The 18,406-nt window shown below is 36.2% G+C and carries 16 protein-coding genes; 6 read left to right on the top strand and 10 right to left on the bottom strand.

Annotated elements, in window-relative coordinates; translation table 11 throughout:
• Positions 1-23: 23 nt before the first annotated feature.
• Positions 24-1,976 carry a PP2C family protein-serine/threonine phosphatase gene (locus tag ND855_RS00235; protein WP_265356668.1) on the bottom strand — a complete coding sequence of 651 codons (1,953 nt, stop codon included), beginning with the start codon at positions 1,974-1,976 and terminating at the stop codon, positions 24-26.
• 36 nt (positions 1,977-2,012) lie between these two features.
• Here ND855_RS00235 and ND855_RS00230 point away from each other — a divergent pair, with 36 nt between their 5' ends.
• Positions 2,013-2,309: a hypothetical protein gene (locus ND855_RS00230; RefSeq protein WP_100725736.1), complete on the top strand. Its 297-nt coding sequence runs from the start codon at positions 2,013-2,015 to the stop codon at positions 2,307-2,309.
• Positions 2,310-2,327: 18 nt separating this feature from the next.
• Positions 2,328-3,269 carry an NAD(P)H-dependent flavin oxidoreductase gene (locus ND855_RS00225; RefSeq protein WP_265356667.1) on the top strand — a complete coding sequence of 314 codons (942 nt, stop codon included), beginning with the start codon at positions 2,328-2,330 and terminating at the stop codon, positions 3,267-3,269.
• A 59-nt stretch (positions 3,270-3,328) separates the two neighbouring features.
• Here the strand turns inward: ND855_RS00225 and ND855_RS00220 are convergent, their stop codons facing one another.
• The 4 genes from ND855_RS00220 to thyX form a co-directional block, all read right to left on the bottom strand.
• Positions 3,329-4,642 (bottom strand): protein-disulfide reductase DsbD family protein, encoded by a 1,314-nt coding sequence (locus ND855_RS00220; RefSeq protein WP_265356666.1) that lies wholly within the window; start codon positions 4,640-4,642, stop codon positions 3,329-3,331.
• 10 nt (positions 4,643-4,652) lie between these two features.
• Positions 4,653-6,050: a hypothetical protein gene (locus ND855_RS00215; protein ID WP_265356665.1), complete on the bottom strand. Its 1,398-nt coding sequence runs from the start codon at positions 6,048-6,050 to the stop codon at positions 4,653-4,655.
• Positions 6,047-6,742: a FecR family protein gene (locus tag ND855_RS00210; protein WP_265356664.1), complete on the bottom strand. Its 696-nt coding sequence runs from the start codon at positions 6,740-6,742 to the stop codon at positions 6,047-6,049. Before ND855_RS00210 ends, ND855_RS00215 begins: the two co-directional genes overlap by 4 nt.
• 70 nt (positions 6,743-6,812) lie before the next feature.
• Complete coding sequence (gene thyX, locus ND855_RS00205) at positions 6,813-7,736, bottom strand: FAD-dependent thymidylate synthase (RefSeq protein ID WP_265356663.1); 924 nt, start codon at positions 7,734-7,736, stop codon at positions 6,813-6,815.
• A 91-nt stretch (positions 7,737-7,827) separates the two neighbouring features.
• Between thyX and ND855_RS00200 the strand changes: the two genes are divergently transcribed.
• The gene (locus ND855_RS00200) at positions 7,828-9,705 is read left to right on the top strand and encodes an alpha/beta fold hydrolase (protein WP_407658684.1); all 1,878 of its coding nucleotides are present in this window, start codon (positions 7,828-7,830) and stop codon (positions 9,703-9,705) included.
• 12 nt (positions 9,706-9,717) lie between these two features.
• Here ND855_RS00200 and ND855_RS00195 read toward each other — a convergent pair whose 3' ends face one another.
• Positions 9,718-10,239: an SRPBCC family protein gene (locus ND855_RS00195; protein WP_265356662.1), complete on the bottom strand. Its 522-nt coding sequence runs from the start codon at positions 10,237-10,239 to the stop codon at positions 9,718-9,720.
• A gap of 51 nt (positions 10,240-10,290) precedes the next feature.
• Here ND855_RS00195 and ND855_RS00190 point away from each other — a divergent pair, with 51 nt between their 5' ends.
• Positions 10,291-10,764 carry a nuclear transport factor 2 family protein gene (locus ND855_RS00190; RefSeq protein ID WP_265356661.1) on the top strand — a complete coding sequence of 158 codons (474 nt, stop codon included), beginning with the start codon at positions 10,291-10,293 and terminating at the stop codon, positions 10,762-10,764.
• 40 nt (positions 10,765-10,804) lie between these two features.
• On the opposite strand, the gene ND855_RS00185 is transcribed toward ND855_RS00190, so the two are convergent.
• The 4 genes from ND855_RS00185 to metG are packed head-to-tail and all read right to left on the bottom strand — an operon-like array spanning position 10,805 to position 15,111.
• Positions 10,805-11,161, bottom strand: coding sequence for a rhodanese-like domain-containing protein (locus tag ND855_RS00185; protein ID WP_265356660.1), 357 nt, complete (start codon positions 11,159-11,161; stop codon positions 10,805-10,807).
• Between the two features lie 2 nt (positions 11,162-11,163).
• Positions 11,164-11,766: a phosphoribosyl-AMP cyclohydrolase gene (locus ND855_RS00180; RefSeq protein WP_265356659.1), complete on the bottom strand. Its 603-nt coding sequence runs from the start codon at positions 11,764-11,766 to the stop codon at positions 11,164-11,166.
• Between the two features lie 2 nt (positions 11,767-11,768).
• Positions 11,769-13,061, bottom strand: coding sequence for an adenylate/guanylate cyclase domain-containing protein (locus ND855_RS00175; RefSeq protein ID WP_265356658.1), 1,293 nt, complete (start codon positions 13,059-13,061; stop codon positions 11,769-11,771).
• 4 nt (positions 13,062-13,065) lie between these two features.
• Entirely contained in the window at positions 13,066-15,111 is a 2,046-nt protein-coding gene (gene metG / locus ND855_RS00170; protein WP_265356657.1) for a methionine--tRNA ligase, read from the bottom strand.
• 120 nt (positions 15,112-15,231) lie between these two features.
• Here metG and ND855_RS00165 point away from each other — a divergent pair, with 120 nt between their 5' ends.
• Both ND855_RS00165 and ND855_RS00160 read left to right on the top strand, forming a co-directional pair.
• Positions 15,232-15,723, top strand: coding sequence for a tellurite resistance TerB family protein (locus ND855_RS00165; protein ID WP_407658683.1), 492 nt, complete (start codon positions 15,232-15,234; stop codon positions 15,721-15,723).
• The gene (locus ND855_RS00160) at positions 15,716-18,403 is read left to right on the top strand and encodes a TIM44-like domain-containing protein (RefSeq protein ID WP_265356656.1); all 2,688 of its coding nucleotides are present in this window, start codon (positions 15,716-15,718) and stop codon (positions 18,401-18,403) included. The genes ND855_RS00165 and ND855_RS00160 overlap by 8 nt, the downstream gene beginning before the upstream one ends.
• The last annotated feature ends 3 nt before the right edge of the window (positions 18,404-18,406 follow it).

The raw sequence follows: 18,406 nt of genomic DNA, 5'->3' as shown, positions 1-18,406 counted from the left end.
TTGTAAAAAATCTAAGGTATCTGTTATTTAACTTCCACGAGTAAAAAACTTAAATCATCCATTTGGTGTTTCCAACCATTGGAAAAACGAAATAGGCAATCTTGTAGGATACTCGATAAATCCTGGATGTTGTAGTAACGATATTCCCATAACAATGATTTGAGCCTATCTTCTCCAAAACTTTCTCCATGTTCATTTAATAAGTCAAATATCCCATCTGTATAGAGTAATATTTTATCCTTTGGTTGGATCCCAACAGTTTCTTCTGCATATGATTGTTGGGAAAAAAGACCCAATGGTTTTCCCTTTGCAGTCAGTTGTATCACATCTTTCTCAGTGTTTCGAATTAGGTAAAAACAAGGATGTCCTGCATTACTAAATGTAGCTGTATAAGATTCTGTATCGATAAAAAGATAAGAAGCGGTAATGAAGAGATTTTTTGTTTTTCCAACCAAGTGGCGATTCATCAGGTGAAATACCCTTGCTGGAAATTGTAAATAGGGACCTGCACCTACGAATGCCATTTTTGACATGGCAGCTACCATTGCGGAAGAAATTCCATGACCAGACACATCTGCAATTAAAAAAGCCCAATTACCCATACTATCTTTTGTATGGTCAAAATAATCTCCCCCAACAGATTCCAAATTCTGAGAAAATCCAATGATACGAATTTTATCGTCCTCATTGTATTTAGAAGACAATAATGATTTTTGTAAGGCATGTGCTAATGCTAAATCTTTATCAATTTGAATCAATCGTTGGAGTTCTTTATTTTTTGTTCGCAGTTCGGTGTTCATTCGATTGATTGAATGCAACAATTCCCAATAATGTTTGAACACATAATATCCAAAAAATCCCAACATTAGAAAAAAACCATAGTGAATGAATCGAATTTTGTAGTTCAAAATTTCTAAATCCACAAGTGTATCATGGAGTCCTGCAAAGACGATGACAAGGATGCCTAAGATAATTTCTCTAATTTGCCGATTCCCTTTCAAAAATACATAGATAGAAGATAAGATGGCTACGATTGCTTCCAATACAACAATCCAATTATAATCTTCCTCACTATTTAAAAAAGAAATTCCTAAATCATAATTACGAATGATAGACGTTAAAAAAACAAAGATGTGTAAAATCGCGATGAACTTAAAAACTTTCTTAAAGAAAGGAGGAAATACTGAGATCAAAAATAACAAAAAAGCAAAAGGGAAAAAAGTGAAATTGAGAAATGTTATTGGAATGATATACGAAGCATACTGACGTAATGAAAATCCAACAAATCCATTTAACACTTCGATGAGCGAAGCGGACAATAGCAGAATTGAAAAATTTAAAAAAATCAATTCTTTTCTGCGCAAAAAATAAAATCCCATGAATATAAAAGATAACACTAACAATATCGGGGAAAAAAAAGTTTTAGAAAGATTTTCCATAAACAAATCAATCAATGCTTTTGTATGATTTTTAAGAATAATGTCACGATCTAATCCAATGAAATTTTTATATCGAGATTGGAATTGAATGTATATAAATCCTTTTGGTTCAGGACTAAGAGGAATCAAGTGTGGAAATATAAAATCAAAATCCTTTGAAATATAAACATTCTCTTTTCCTTGGAAAACTTTAAATGTTTCCAAGGCAATTTCCGTAAATAGAATTGGGCTTTGAAGTTGTCGTATGAATTGATCACTAAATTTGATATATAAATATTCTTTTTCCTTTTTCTTAAAGCCTAATGATTTATCAGAAATTGGTAACCATTTTGATTCTTGGATCATTTCTGGGTCTAAAATTTCTTCAGAAGACCAATAATAGTACCTGTCAATCAGATAAATAGATTGTTGTAATTGGATTTCTTGTTTGCTTTCGGAATGAAGGTCAAAGCAGTTTTGGATAAAAAAAATCAAAAGGAAAAAAAGAACAAATTGAATTGGAACCAGAAAGGATTTATAAGGTTTGACTTCTTTCAATTTTCAGTTCCTATAGGAAAAGCAGGATTACGTTCAATGAATCGCACACGATTCCAATCATTTTTTTATCTACTCCCTCTACTCTTATTGTCTCTTACTGCTCTATTGGCACAAGAGAACAAAACACCCCAACAACTCTTCATGGAAGACAAAATGGAATGTTATTCGATAGCCACAGAGATTGATGGCTTGGAATACCAGAAATCTCTTAAGTGCATTTCGCAAGATTCAATTTGTTACATCATCCAGGGATTTGCAATGAGTTGCATACCAAGATCTGGTCGGTATCCATCAGATCTTCCCAACCTAACGCCAAAACCAACCCAACCATAATCGTATAACAGGAGATTTATGAAAATCAAAACAAAAATTAGCGAAATGCTAAAAATTGATCTGCCGATCATTGCCGCACCCATGTTCCTTGTCTCCTATCCGGAGTTAGTAGTTGCCGTTTCAGAAGCAGGAGGTATTGGGTGTTTCCCTTCTCTCAATTACAGAACTCCAGAACAGTTACGCGAAGGGATTCTGGAAATTCGTTCAAAAACAAAAAAACCAATTGGAGTGAATCTAATTTTACATAAGGAACATAATCCTAATTGGGCAAAACAATTTGAAGTGGTGATGGATTTAAAAGTAGAATTAATCATCACAAGCTTAGGAACACCAAGGACAATCGCCAAAGAAATCAAAGCAAATGGTTCCGCATTGTTTTGTGATGTGACAACCCTCAAACACGCTAACATTGTCGCAAAATCTGGCGCAGATGCACTCATCGCAGTTTCTCAAGGTGCAGGTGGACACGCAGGTGCAATCACCCCATTTGCTCTCATTCCTTATCTTAAAAAAGAAACAGGACTTCCAGTAATTGCCGCAGGAGCCATTTCCAATGGTTCACAAATGGCTGCAGCACTCTCTCTTGGGGCAGATGCTGTTTATATTGGTACACGATTTATTGCAACTCCAGAATCGAGAGCACAAAATGAATACAAACAAATGTTAATTGATTCAAGTCCAGATGAGATTGTATATACTGAAAAAATATCAGGGATCCCTGCTAATTGGTTGGCCAAATCAGTGGAACGATCACCAGATATTCTGGAAGACGGACCTAAAAAAATTGCAGCGGGACATGCTGGTGGAGAAAAAGCAATCGAACAAGAATACAAACGTTGGAGAGACATTTGGTCTGCTGGACAAGGTGTTGCCCAAATTGAAGAAGTGAAACCGGCTGGTGAGATTGTAAAAGAAATTGCAAATGAATATTTGCAAACTGTTAGCTCACTCCCTCGATAAATTCACAAAACAAATATTATGCGAATCATCCACAAAATGGTTGATTCGCTTTGAATAAATTACTTAGAATTATTGTAGAAATTACGGATCGTAGAAATCATTCCTTTTGTATCCAGATAGTCATTGGATTTATACAAACGTTTTCCATCTGGACTGAGAATCAAAAAGAAAGGTAATCCAATTTTTAATTCGGGATATTCTAGATTTGAGGCAAATGTTTCAAATATAGGATCTGTATCATAAACTTTCCATAATATCACATCCTTCTGAAGGGTTTCGTTCCACTCTTTGTTTGTCAGTGTAAGTTTCTGAAATTCCTTACAGTTAGTACACCAATCGGCATAAAAATCAATAAATATTGGCTTATTCTTTTCTTTTGCTAATGAAAGTACATCACTTTCATTTCGGTACCAAACCAAATTTCCATGTTCTTCCTTTAATTCAAAATTTGAAGTATTTGAATTGGAAACTGCATTTCCAAAGTTTTGTTTCCATAAGGATAGATTCAAAAATAAGAACAAAATGAGTAAAGCAGTGATGGATACAATTTGATAGAGAGATTGTTTCATCTTTTCGGTAGTTGTTCCCTCTTTTTTTTGAAGGTACAAAAACGAAAGAGCCACTGTCCAAAGGAGAAAAACTTTCGAGCTTAAGCCTTTCTCCAGTCCCCATAAATCAAATGCCTTTTCAAGGTATGTATAAGAAAAATAGAAAATGAGAATGGCTAATGCCCATTGAATGTATTTCATCCACTTTCCCGATTTAGGAAGTGACAATCCAAATACACCAATCATCAAAAATGGAATTCCAAGTCCCATTCCAAATAAAAACATTTTAAAAGAAGTAAAAAGGATCGGTAAAATTTTGAATCCTTCTGTTTGGTAATTGATGAGTTGGACTAGTATGGAAACAACAACAGGGCCAACACAAGGTGACGACAACAAACCTGCTCCCATTCCTAAAAAGAATGTATTCGCATAATTTACATTAACCGAATTTTTTAGATCACCTGAAAAAAAAGGAAAATATAAAAATTCAGCAACACTCAGTCCCAATACAAATAACAAAATTGCTAAAACCAATTGAGTTTCTGGAAATCGTAAAAATGAATTAAAAACTCCCCCACTGACTCCTGCAATCAATCCAAAGATTGCATACATCAACGCTAAACCAAAATAATACACGAGTGGATGAGACCATTTGTGTTTGGCGACTCTAGTTTTTAAAATTCCAGCCGTGATTGGATACAATGGATATACACAAGGAAGTAACCCGGCAAATAAACCACCTAAGGCTAAAAATAACGCTGTGGAATAAGAAAAATTGCCAGAAGACAATTGTGACTCAATGAAGGTTTGGATTTCAGAAAACATATATTTTATCTTAGAACGAAGTTGTCGCTTTCAATATAATACTACGATCCAATCTACCATATTCGGAGATTGGAAACGTTGTAGGTTTTGAAAACTGTCCTATATATTCGACACGATTTGATGATTCCCCGGTACTGTCTACATACCATTTATTGGGTTCCCCTTTTGTATCATACGATCGGACTTCCATATACCCAATCGCAAACCGAGTTGTCGGGGAAAACAACCATTCTCCAAAAATCTGTTTTCCTATATAATAGGACTGGTCAGAATACCTTGGTTCTGTGGCACCAGGTTGGAACCTTACCCAAGGTTCCCGTTCTACGGTTTCTGTTGCCCTAAGTCCAGGGTTTGGACCTCCAGTTGCGATCTCACCCCTTGTTACCAACCGAAGGGTACCATTCCCAATCCCTAACCAGAGGTAAGCCCCTTTGCCTGTTGATTCGGGAATGATCGTTCCTTGTTGGTAGGGTGCCATACGATCAACAATCTTTCCACCCAAATGTTTTTTGAACATCCCGCCAAGTCCCAAATTGATGGTATCCTTCCAAAGGAGATGCGATTCTATTGCGATGACTTGTTCTTGGTTTAATGAAACAGGTCCTTGTCGTTTTGTATTTGGATTTCCATCATCTAAAAGGCATTTGGTTCGTCCTTCCCTACATTCATCATTCGCATAACCAAATGCATTCGATGCTCGACCAAGTAGGTGGATACCTGTTTTTAAATTTTCAGTCCAGGAAGGATCCCAACCTATTTTTCCGATTACATCATAACCAGTATTGGTTGTGTTTTGTACATCTCGGTAACCTTCTCCATTGACAATTGCAGTCTGCAAAGAAAATGATCTCCATTTTCCAATATAATTAATTCCTAAATCAACAGGGTCTTTTGCAAATCCAAGAGATTCCAAAGGTGATTTATCAAAATACCGCCAATCATAATTTCCTGACCAAACAGAAAACATATGTGGAAGTTCAAACATTCCAAACTGGATTTGGTGTTTAGTTGTTCCAAGTTCAAATGTTTTTGCAAGATTTGCTCGCCGAACTAAAAATACATACGGATTCGATTTATTTCCGGTTCCGACAGATGTATCATTTGTGAGTGCGTCATTTCTTAAAATTTCGCCCCAAAATTCTGCTTTAATTCCCAAATCTTCCCATTCTTTTGAAATCGAAAACATTGTCCATGGCATGGAAAATCCAGTTTTATCGGAGGGAGAAAGTTCGTTAGCACCTGAAGCTTTGTCACGGATTCGAATCGAGGCAGTGGGAGTGATGATGGCACCTAATTTTAAGCCATAGTAGCCATCGGGTTCTTCTTTTTTGGTTGTAACCACTTCTTCACCTAATATTGGATAGATGAAGAAGGAAAACACAATGATAAACCTAGAAATAAATTTCACTTTTTGCCGTAGGTTTCATCCGGTGTAAAACTTTTATCTTCCCAACCAATAGGTTTGTGGCATGGTAGACAACGATTTAACATTGGCATTTGTTTTCTTTTTTCATTGAGTAAAACGGTTGCTCCGTCTTTTGTGATCATGTCTTTGTACTCATTTTTTTCAAGTTCGGTTGCACCTTCTTTTTTAGCACCACCAGTACCTTTTACAAAATCGATTCCATTGATGTTAACTTGTCCTTCACAAACACAAGTATAACCCTTTTTCTCTTTTTCTTCGAAAAACACTCCAAATGCAGTTCCGCGAACTCCTGCTGTTGTAGTTGGTGTGGACACTTCAAAACTTCCTTTTTTGAAACCGTTCACACGAAACCAGGCAGCGCCGTTTTGGACATAGGCTTTTGCTACTTTTTTATCGGAGTTCCATTCCTTTAAAGTAAAATCTGTGTTAGGTTGGATTCTGATTTCTGTCTCTTGGTACAAAAAGTCCACTTTGGATCCATTTCCAGTTTTGATCCGATCTCCAGGTTTTAACACATCGTTTACTTTGAGAGTTTTCCAGAGTTTAGAAGTGTCAGAGGCTGGTAAAAAACTTACCTTTCCACGTGTAAAAGTTGCGACTGCAAACTCCTCAGCAGAAAGGGAAATCGATGTTAGGAGGAACAAAAGGAGTGTTAGAGAGATTTTGAGGCTCATAATCACTCTAACAAACACAAGGAAATAAATTATCAATCAAATTCTCAAAAATAACGGTTTTAGAACCTGATTACCAAGGGATGGCAAAACCCAATTGTGATAATTTATACTCTAATTCCTCACGTTCACGGCTCTTTTTAGCAGTAGAACCTTGTTCGTCTAACATTCCTAGTTCGATCGCCTTTTGACGGGCTCCTTCTTTTCCTGAACGGTTTAGAGCGGCGATGATCTCGGAATCATATTTTGTCAAATGAAGGGCACTCAATCGATAATCCACAAATGCTTCCCAAGTATGTGGTACCCATTTTTGAACAATCTGTTCACCGATGGTTTTAGCAAATAAACGAATTTCTAGTTGGGCATGGTCATCCATTCGAAGGGCTAAAAAATGGAGTAGATTATGCAGGTCTATTTTCCAATAAGCTTCTGTATATGTTGCGAGTGGGAGGTCTTTTCTTGCTTGTTCACGTGCAACACCCAATTCCAATCTTTCATTGTAAATATCATTTGCAAATTTTTGGAATTCCGTTTCTCGTTTTGTTAGGTGGTCACCTTTGGATAATTCTAAAAATCCATCACTTCCTTGTTTATTCCCTACGGATTGTACTCTCCACTCACCAGGCAAAGTTGTTTGAGCAGAATCGATTGCTACGGAATAACGCGTAGAGTATTCATTGACATTTGCCATTCTATGACGGATCCATTGGCGCCAGGTGTCCATGGGAACTCTCACATGTAGCTTGAGTTCGCACATTTCAAATGGAGTGCTATGGCGATGGCGCATTAAATACCGAATGAGCCCACGGTCTTCATTTACCTTTTTTGTCCCTTTTCCGTACGAAACGCGTGCTGCCTGAACGATGGATTCATCTGAACCCATATAATCAACGAGTCTGACAAACCCATCATCCAAAATTGGGAATGGTTTTCCTAAAATGGAGTCTAAATCGGGAACGGATACTCTTGAAATGGATTCGAAATCAGATTGTTGCATATTAGCTTTATTTTTTAGTTCACAGGCATATGAAAAGTCGAAAATAGAGTTATAGCGTACCGCACAGGCACATAAATAGAAAGGATGCTAAATGGCACTTGAAGAAAATACGTTGGAAGATCGTTTGATCAAAATTTCCTCCAGAGAAAGTAACAAAAATCTCATGGTTAGCCCGGACAAAATTTACATTTTTCCGGTGCCAAAAACAACCTTCCAATTTTTGGAAAATATTTGGCAATCCTTCACCAATAAAATGGTTTCCCTCGTTGATTTTAACGATGATCCGATTTTTAATTTCTCCATTTTTGAAGTCATCGACCAAGACGAGATGAAAATTGTGGCCACAGCCACTCACTTCAAACTGAAAGAAATTGCAGAACGAAGGAAAATTCCTGGCATAGAAGAATACATCAAAAAGTCGAGACCCATTCATTTAGCAGATCCAAGGAACGAATCCGCACGTTTTATCCGAAAAGCAATTATTGATTTCAATAAAGGACTTCGTCCTGAAGTCACTTTTGTAAACCTAAAAGAAGAAGAAATCCATCCTGAAAAAAAGGTACTTCTTTCTGAAACGATGAACCATGCCATTGGGATTCCACTTTTTGTGAATGAAAATCCAATTGGAATTTTGTGGGGGATCACAAAAGATCCAATCGCAGAAGAACAAATTAGACCTCTCACTTTACAACTGTATTCACTATTTGATGTCATCGAATTTGTTGTGGCAAAGGAAATGGAATCCGGAAACGACCATTACATAGCCCAAAAAAATATCGAAAAAGCTGATACAGTTTCTAACTCTAGAAATCTTTTTTATACAACGACTAAAGACCAAAAAGAACCAGTAACCTCCATTATATTCAAATCCCATCAATATAATATTGAATATAGGATGGATGCTTCTTTTATAATACCAACTACTGATGGTTATGCGGTATCATTAAAAAGTTTTACTCCTGAAAAATTAAACAATACAGGAAAAAACCTACTTTTAATTCCAGGTTTTTTTTGTAGGCGATCCGTGATGGATAAACTTGCAAAAGAGTTAGCTTTAAAGTATGGATACCGGGTTTTCCTAATGGATATGAGAGGAAGATCCAGGCAAACCATGCCAAAACATGGGAAAAAAGAAGGATGGACAGTAGACAATTACATCCAAGACGATTTTCCAGAAGTGTTACGATGGATTCGTTGGCATTATCCAAGTGAAAGAACTGTCGTTGTTGGACACAGTATGGGAGGAATGATCCCAAGATTTTATGTTTCTTCCTATGAAAAGATCAAAGAACTCAAAGAGGAGTTCAATTTACCTCAACCAGAAGAATACATTGCAGGAATTGTTTCGATTACTTCGCCCAATTATATTAGTTTAAAATCCAATTTTATTGGATTGGACACTTTGAAACGTGGGTTTAGTATGCTCCCTCATAAAATGATTTCGGATATGATTCTCAGTATGGCAAGTTTTTCCATGCAAGCAACCATCCAAACCATTGATTTGAAAAAATTCTTTAAACTGATATTAAATCTACATTCCAGTTTACGTAGTTTTAGTTATAATATTGGAACAAAAGTATTAACGATTAAAGACTTTGTGGGATATAAAGAAATTACTCCACCTGAATGGTACTTTCTAATGGAAGACGTGTTTTGCGAAGAATCAGTATCTGTGATCATGCAATTTTTCCAAAGCCAAATCTCAAATGAACAAAGTTTTTGGTCTAATGATGGTAGAATCAATTACACAGAAAATTTTCTAAACAACTTTACTATGCCAATTTATAGTGTGGTAGGAACTGTTGATAAAATTGTTCCAGAAGAAAGTTTAACGGAACTAAAAGATCTAAAATCAGAAAATAAGGTGACCACTTATTATGAGCAAGGACACCTTGGAATCATTTTCCATGGGGAAACTGTTAGAAAAATTTGCAAAGGAATGGATGAATGGATCCAAGGATTAAAATAATCTTTGTTTCCCCTAACGTCCGCTAAATCGGTTTCGGATGAGCTCCATTTCTTTTAATAAGGTTGCGTCACGACCAGCTAGCACATAAGCCCCTCTTACAGGAACACTTGTGATTTCAGAATCTTCAATCACAGTCACAAGAGTTCCAGGAGTTTTCGGTTCTAGAATATAAGTCCACGATCCACGCATCTTAAAACTAGCATCCGTTAGCTCAATCTTCCACTTACGATTAGGAATCATCTCTTTTAATTCAAAAATCATGTACCCACCCATATCAGGAGTTTCTAGCCATTTTGTGGGAGTACCGTCTGGTTTTGATTCTAAAATTTTGATCGCTACGACTTCCTTCCTGCGATTAGGAAGGTCTTTTATATCAGTGATATAATTCCAAATGTCTTCTGGTTCTGCTTTCAGCCACTCACTTGTTTCTTTGTGGAATTTTGGTTCTTGGAAATATCCAACAGCAAGGAATAAAACAACAAGCCCAATCAGCAAAAAACTTGTTCCAAAAGCAAAAAGAAGAATCCGTTTCATGACTTTTTTTCTTGCTAAGTGGCAATCAAATCAATCATAATCTTTTCCACAATGAACGCAAATGAAGAGTTAATCCAAAAGTTTTACACAGCCTTCCAAAACAAAGATGGACAGACCATGATCTCCCTATACCATCCAGAGATTCAATTTGAAGACCCTGCCTTTGGAAAATTAACGGGAAAAGAAGCAGGAGCTATGTGGCTCATGTTACTCGAAAGAAGTCAAAATTTAACCATCCGATTCTCAAATATCAAAGCAAATGATAAAGAGGGTTCTGCTAATTGGGAAGCTGATTATAGTTTTAGCAAAACAGGTAGACTCGTTCAAAACAAAATCCAAGCAAAATTTACCTTTCAAGATGGTAAGATCATCCAACACAAAGACCAATTTTCTATGTGGAAGTGGTTAGGAATGGCGATGGGTCCTATTGGTTATTTACTCGGTTGGTGGCCTGCTCTCGGCAACAAAGTAAAAAAAGAAGCCGTCACCGGCTTACAATTGTATATGAAACGAAAACGTATGTAGTTTGGTTCTAAGAATGGGATTGGAAAAAACCAAATCCCATTTATCGACTTGGCATATTGGAGAGTCCACCAGCATTGATGACTTGTTTGTATCCAATCGATTCTAAATAGGATTTAGCACTTCCACTTCTACCACCTGACGCACAATAAACGATAATTGTTTGGTTTTTATCACCGAACTCATCCACTCGTCTGGATACTTCATCGATTGGAATATTTTTGGCTGTAGGGTAATGGCCGGAATTAAATTCTGCGACAGTTCGCACATCAACAACAAGTGCACCCGCATCAATTTTTTCTTTGAGTTGTGATTGGTCCATTCCAGAAGTTTTCTTCAATTGGAAAATGATGAATAGTACGGCGACGGTTACGATAACAATGAGGATCATTCGATTCAAAATTACTCTCCTACTTTATTAGAATAGACGAATGAAACCGAATCATTCTGACCAAGTTCTCTAAAAAAACAAGAATAATAGCCTGTATGACAGGCCGCGCCAACTTGATCGGCTACATACTGCACAAAAAAAGGATTTGTATGTAGGTAAATCTGTTTGAGATTTTGCAAATGGCCTGACTCTTCCCCTTTCACCCATTTTCCATTCCTTGAGCGACTAAAATATGTACCAGAACCTGATTCAATTGCACTAAGCAAACTTTCTTTTTTCCCCCAAGCCAACATCAAATCTTTTCCTGTCAAATCTTGGGCTAAAAAAGGGGAGAGTGGTGGCATTGAATTTACTAATGTTTCCAATTCATTCTGACTGAGTAATAATTTACCATTTTCCCATAACAATTGCTTGGTGGAAGAATTTACAGAAGGATCAATTTCTAAAAAACTATCTTCGTCACAATCGACAAACAATTGATTTTTTTCGAAATCAAAATCATGCATCATAGACACAGTTTGTTTTGAATTCAAAACTTTCACTGATACATCGTGGGATAAAAAATTAGGTTTTGTTAGGATCACAATATCTTTGTCACTTGGAATTTGGATCATGTTTAGACCTCAATTGCTAGGATTTCAGTAGTTTTTGACTTACCACGTAAAGAAAGAGTACCCATTGTTTTAATTTTTAATGTCTGCCTGAATTCTAAAGAAGTATGGTCATACAATTCTCTTGAGATTAAAAAATTACGTTTTAATTCCTTACCCAAAGCTTCAAGTCGACTAGCTGCATTGACTGTGTCACCAATCACTGTATATTCTAGCCGTTTTTCAACCCCTACATTTCCAACAATTACTAAACCATAGTGAATCCCTATTCGTATGGCGATAGATTTTTCTCCATTGGATTCTCTCTTTTGATTCCAGGCAGCTAATGCTTGTATCATGGCGATTCCAGCTTTTATTGAGTTGGTTGCATCTTCTTTGGAAGGTATCGGAGTTCCAAAAGTAACCATCATCCCATCACCAATGAATTTATCTAGTGTTCCATGATTTTGGAATACTATCTCTAACATAAAACTATGGTATTCGGATAAAAGTGACATGGTTTTTTCAGGACCTAAAGTTTCTGAAATTTGTGTAAAATTGGCAATATCACAAAATAAAACTGCAACCGTGGATTCCTTTCCACCAGGTTTGAAAAATTCTTCCCCTGCTTGGTCTAATTCTGCGACAACATTGGGAGAAAAATAACGAGTGAGTTGTGTCATCTTTACTTCATTTGTAACTGCAGAAAGCACAGTTCGCCTAACACGGTAAGTAAGGTAAGCCAAAAAGAATCCCAATACTCCGATAATTCCCATGGACATGATGTAGTTGTTAACATGGGCAGCTGGACCAAGGAATGCTTCCTTAAAACTTTCTGTACTGATAAACCTCGGGTCCTGTTGCGCATAAACTAAAATCCCAGCTTGGCTTATCACCACTCCCAATGCATATAACATTGGATATATGGGTTGTATACTAAATGCATTGATGATTAGTGTTCCTGCAATGATAAAGTGCAGATAAGTTTTAATGAGATAGGTTCTTGGAACTTGGGATTCTCCACCCACAGCATTGTACCAAATAAAAGGTAAAATTGTGATGATCACCAAATCGATCACCACACAAAACAAACCAACAAATGAAACGAATTTACCTTTCTTCAAGAATTTTGAAAGTATATACAAAACTACATTAAGCCCTACAGAAATTAATGTAATCGTAAACAATTCGGAAAGGGATTGAGCAACAAAGAAAGTACCGACAGTAAGGAGACTAAATATAATCATTTTTCCATAGAGACTAAATTTAATCCCTTGGATTTCTTTTTCCCTTAATATTTGTTCTGACTTTGTTGGCATTTTTTTATTTCAAAAGATCACCAGGATTTGCATCTCGATCTGGAACAAATAAAGATAAAGTTTTTTCTTTACCTGATGCAAGTAACATCGCTTCTGATAATCCAAACTTCATTTGGCGTGGTTTTAAATTAGCAACAACGACTACTTTTTTACCAACTAACTCTTCGGCTGTATAACTTGCTTTGATTCCTGCAAATACGTTTTTGATCCCTTTTTCTCCTAGATCTACTTTTACAAACAAAAGTTTGTCGGCACCTTCCACAGGATTTGCTTCTTTGATAAGGCCTACTCGTAGTTCCACTTTGGACAATTCATCGATGGTAATAAATCCATCCTCGGAAACTGTACCTACTTTTGTTTCGTTTGTATTGGACTTATTTGTTTCCTGTTTTGATGGACTAGGATTTGATTTTTCAAAGGCTTCTTTTGTTTCTGAGATCATAAGTGAAATATTTTTTTCCTCAACTCGTTTGGATAACATTTGGTATGGGCCAAGAGTTTTGTTTTCAATGGTTTCCGACAGATTTAAAAAATTTAAATCCGGAACTTGGAATAATTCCTTGATTGCAACTGCAATTTTTGGAGTCACGGGTGCCAAGTAGGTGAACAGGATTTTTGCACAATTGAGAGAAGTTGTGACAACCTCCCTTGCTTTTTCCACATCCGTTTTGATTAAGTTCCATGGTGCATAATCATTTACATATTTGTTAACTTTATCACCTAGACCTGTAATTTCACGCATCACCTTAGAATAGTTACGTGATTCATAGGCATCCCTGATTTCAGTTTCTTTACTGAGCAATTCAGAGACTAAGGTTTTTCCTTCGACTGATAATGTTCCAAGTTTACGATCCATCTTGTCCAAAATTGATGTAGAAACTCTAGATACTAGATTTACTAAATTTCCAATTAGGTCGGAATTCACACGGGAAACAAAATCATCAAAGGAGATGTCAACATCTTCCATACCAGAGCCAAGTCGACATGCCATATAAAAACGGAAATGTTCAATATCCAAATGTTTCGCAAACGTGGAAGCATTGATAAATGTTCCACGAGACTTGGACATCTTTTCACCATTCACAGTTAAGAATCCATGTACATTCAATTGATTCGGAGCTTTGTAACCAGATCCCATAAGCATCGCTGGCCAAAACAAACCATGGAAATACAAAATATCTTTTCCAATGAAGTGGACAATTTCTCCTTTTCCTTCTTTCCAAAACTCATTGAATTTTTTCTCATCTTTCAGGTGATTTAAAGAGGAAGCCATATATCCAATAGGTGCATCTAACCAAACATAAAAGTATTTGTTTTCTTCCTCTGGGATCGCAAAACCAAAGTAAGGACCATCTCGGCTAATGTCCCACTCTTGTAAACCAGAGGTAAACCATTCTTGTAATTTCTTTTGGGCACCTTCGTTCAATCGGTTCCCTTCTTCCATCCAAGTTTTTAATTGGTTTTGGAAGTCTTGTAATTTAAAAAACAAATGTTTTGATTCTTTTAAGACAGGCGTGGTTCCACAAATAGAACAATAGGAATCTTTTAAGTCTTTTGGAGAGTAACTGGTCCCACAAACTTCACAAGAATCCCCGTATTGGTCTTTTGCTCCACATTTTGGACAAGTCCCTTTGATGAAACGGTCAGGCAAAAACATTTTGTCATGTTCGCAGTACGACTGTTCGATGTTCCGAGAAACAATATGTCCATTTTTTTTGAGGGTTAGATAAATCGATTCCGAGAACTTTCGGTTTTCTTCTGAATTAGTTGTGTAATAATTATCATACTCTACTCCAAACGAAGTGAGATCTTTATAATGTTCCTTCTGTACTTCTTCAATCATAGACTCAGGTGTTTTTCCTGCTTTTTTAGCGGCAATCATGATCGGAGTTCCATGTGTATCATCCGCACAGAAAAAATAACATTCATTTCCAATTAACTTTTGGAATCGCACCCAAATGTCAGTTTGGACTGCTTCTAATATATGACCTAGGTGGATAGAGCCGTTTGCATAAGGCAAAGCACTTGTAACTAAAATGTGTTTCGACATAGATTAATTCCAGTTTCCTGACGGGATTTTCCAATTCAGCCTATTTTTGAGAAAAATCAAGAAAAGCGGAAAAAAATGAAGTTGAAGGAAGGGAGATTCACCATAAACTTCCTGTTTGTTATGGCTAAGAAAATCGTTCAAAATTTGAAACAAGTCAAGGGCAATAAAAAGAGTCACCCTGAATCCATTCACAAAACCCTCGATATCGAAAGTGACCTACATATCGAATATGCAAAAGTACTTTTAAGTTTGTGGTCCTACGCCTGTAATGCGGATGGCCAGTTCAAAAAGAAGGAAGGCGAAATCGTTGGTGAACTTGTGAATGTATTGTTTGAACCTGATTGTCTACTCAGTGGATTCCAATCACAGAAAAAACAAGTTTTAGAGATTCTTTCCAAAACATTTGATAACCCCCTACCAATGAAAACCATTTCAAAGGTAGTAGCAGATAGTGATGAATACGCTCTTAATTTTTTCGAAGATGCAGTATGTATTGTGGCATCTGATGGTTCACTGAACCAAGCAGAAATCCAATTCTTAGAAGACTTAGCAAAAGAATTTAAAATTAGTTCTATGGATAAAGTAAGAGTCGAAAAAAAATACCTTGCGTAAGCTGATTACGATACTTTACCTCTCTGTTTTTTGGATTCCATCCTTTGATGCAAGGCCAGGGATGGGAAATTCCTATCGATCCTCAAGTTCGAGTAGTAGTAGTCGATCTTCCTATTCGAGTTATAAACCTTCTTATAACTCCAGTTCTTCCTCATCAAAATCTAACCATTCAAGTACTTCCTATCCTAGTTCCAGTGGGCCAGAACCAACCTCTTATTTTGAATCTTCGAACCACAAAATTTCAATTCACTTCCATGCAGATGGTAGTGCGGATGTAAATGAATCCTTTCGAATCAAAAAAGACCAATCCAAAATTGGGATCAAAAGACCTTCATTTTTAATCAAAAAAGATGCTGAAATAACAAATTTAGAAGTTTTTCCACAAACAGTTTATCCTTCGCATAACGCTGGGATGATTACTATTTTTTGGTCAAACAACGAACAAAATCCAGAAATGGATATTTCCATCCATTACCAAATCGAAGACGCAACCATCACGATGGGAAAATTGTCCCTAGTGAACTGGAAATTCACAAAAACAAATCTCTCTTCTCAACCGATTCAGTTTGATTTAAAATGGGATCCCAATTCCTTTTCTAAAAATTTTAAAATACAAAATGAAGTTTTTAATGAATCACTTTCAGAATACGAACGTTTTGAAGTACCTGTTAGGGTAGAAGAGTTTCATATCAATAGTGACTCATGGAAAAATGTAGAACTAAATACATTTCACGTGATCGACATACCTCAATTGTCTGAAAGAAAGATAGACCCTCAAAAGGAAATCCAAACAAATTCGCATAAGATAAGTTATACATTAGATGAAACAGTAACTTTGAATGAAAACGGATCCCACCATTACCAATCTAGAATTTTAATACCAAAGGACAATCCAATTCAAAATTCCTTACAATTACAGTTGGGATTACATCGATTTCGCGAATATGGCGAAACATTTTGGAATCATTTTTGGACACCTGCCTATCAAATAACCTACGGATTTAAGGGAGTTTCCACTTACTTTTGGCATCTATTTTCCGTAAGTATTGCAGATGGGATTACTACAGCAAACAACCTAGAACAATATGATTTTTCATTTTCTACATTGGGAGAATCTTCCAACCGTCAAAACAAAGGTTTGGATCATTGGATACGAATCACAAATTTAGAAAATCGAGAAAATGTAGAATTAGAGTCTTTTCATATACGGTTGTTAAGCGAATCTAACATCGATCAAAACTCATGTAAAATTGAAATGATCGTATCTGATTGTGAATATTGCTCAGACGTTTTTGACCAAACTTCTTTGATTGTTCCTATCGAACCAAAATGGGAAGCAGATGGATTTTCATTTGATTGGAACAATCCGATTCCAACTAATTACAAAGTTTACTTAAGACTCCAAGAGACAAATAAACAAATCACTTATAATCCAATTCTCATTTTCTATGCAGTATTGAATGCGTTTCTATACTCACCAGGCTCTGGGAATCATATGGGACATTTGGTTATTATAGGAATCTTCTTTTTAGGATTTACCATCCTAGGATTTTTTTATTGCAATCAATGGAAATACAAAGCAGAGAAAAAACAAAAAGAGAAGTTTAACCTTTTACAAATCCAAAAAATTGATCCCAATTTTGACTTGGATCTCTTTGAAAAAAAGGTGATTTTGATTACTGAAAAAACTGTTTTTGCCTGGGACAAAGGAGATATGGAATCTGTAAGGAATTTTCTCTCTGCTTCTGTATTCCAAAGATTTTCCATCCAATTACAATTGATGAATACGATTGATGGTGAAATCAATCGAATGAAAGGATTCAGCGTTGTTTCTGTAAAAATCATCGGAATGTCGATGGAGTCTGATTATTTAACATTACATTTAAGAATAAAATGCAAAACCAAAGATAAAACCTTTCCAAAACAAACTTCCGAGTTAGAAATTCAAAACCAATTGAACAAAGAAAAAGTAAGTGTTTATGAAGAGATACATTCCTATACAAGAAAGATAACAACACAAACAAAACCAAATATTGATTTAATCCATAATTTGTGTCCTAATTGCGGAGCGACTGCTACGTTTTCACATTCTACAAATAAGTGTGAATATTGTGGAGGTATCTACAATTCTGGCGAAGCGGATTGGGTGTTAACTGAAATGACTCAATTGGTGGAATGGGAAGAAACAAAATCAAAACAAGGATTGGATTTACAGGATGGTATCGCAAAACAGTTATTAGAAGATAGAGCCAGTGCAGTTTTTTGGAAATACTTACACTACCAATCATTACCAAATAGCGAGATTTTAAAAAGAGATTCAGTTGAAGAATCAAACAATCGATTGTCAGGTCCAGGAAACGCACCAATTCACTCTCCCGTGATTGGATCTTGCCATTTGGTTCATTTGGATTTAAAGTCCAAACCTCAAAAAATGACATGTGAAATCCGTTGGAGTGGCGCAAGGAAAAAAGGATTCATACCAGAACACCGACGTTCAAAGATCCATTTAGTTTTACTTAATGAAAGGACAAAAACACTGGGATTTTCTGAGGAATCTTGCAATCACTGTGGTGCACCTTTGCCAGAAATTGATTCTAGTATATGTTCCCATTGTAAAGGAACCATTCCCGGAAAAGTAAATGATTGGTTATTTGAGTCAACTGAACTGATTTCCCTTTAATCA

The sequence above is a fragment of the Leptospira paudalimensis genome (assembly GCF_026151345.1).
GTDB lineage: Bacteria > Spirochaetota > Leptospiria > Leptospirales > Leptospiraceae > Leptospira_A > Leptospira_A paudalimensis.
This window is presented reverse-complemented; position numbering and strand designations above follow the sequence as displayed.